Annotated in this window: 1 protein-coding gene; it reads right to left on the minus strand. The window is 32.9% G+C overall.

Translation table 11 applies throughout. The features are described from left to right. Positions 1-207 (minus strand): AMP-binding enzyme (locus V6255_RS19155; RefSeq protein ID WP_425355967.1); only part of this gene is annotated, 207 nt, incomplete at its 5' end.

A 207-nucleotide genomic window follows, 5' to 3' on the forward strand; every position in this document is an offset into this window, starting at 1 on the left:
TCATTCTTTTAATAAACGACGTAATACTTTTCCGACATTATTTTTAGTCAACTCGGTAACAATTTCTATTTGTTTAGGTTCTTTATAACGCGTCAAATACTTCGCGCAATGGGTTTTAATGTTACCAACGGTAACCTTATGATCATTTAATACAACTAACAGTTTAAACCTTTCTCCCGTTGATTCGTCTTCAAAACCAATAACTGC

Source organism: Psychromonas arctica, assembly GCF_038155225.1.
GTDB classification, from domain to species: Bacteria; Pseudomonadota; Gammaproteobacteria; order Enterobacterales; family Psychromonadaceae; genus Psychromonas; species Psychromonas arctica_B.